This window comes from Acinetobacter sp. AL9, assembly GCF_041464035.1.
Classification (GTDB): Bacteria; Pseudomonadota; Gammaproteobacteria; order Pseudomonadales; family Moraxellaceae; genus Acinetobacter; species Acinetobacter towneri.
The window spans coordinates 1-263 of the sequence record NZ_JAYFSK010000238.1; the positions used below are offsets into that span (position 1 = coordinate 1).

A 263-nucleotide genomic window follows, 5' to 3' on the forward strand; every position below is an offset into this window, starting at 1 on the left:
AGAGTTCTTGAAAGGCTGGCAGGGTTATCTAGTCTGTGATGATTACAGTGGTTATAAAGCACGCTTCAAATCAGGTCAGGTCATTGAGGTGGGCTGCATGGCCCATGCACGTCGTAAATTCCATGAACTGCATGTAACTGGGAAAAGTCAGGTCGCTGAACAGGCATTGGTGCTGATTCAGAAACTGTATGCGATAGAAGCAGAACTCAGGAAAAAGACCGATGGTACAGCGGAAGACCGCCGCGAATACCGACAACAGCATA

1 protein-coding gene is annotated in these 263 nt (G+C 47.9%); it reads left to right on the forward strand.

The annotated features are described in order from the left end of the window. The coding region (locus ACEO2X_RS14500) for a transposase (protein ID WP_371972208.1) at window positions 1-263 on the forward strand (263 nt) is incomplete at both ends.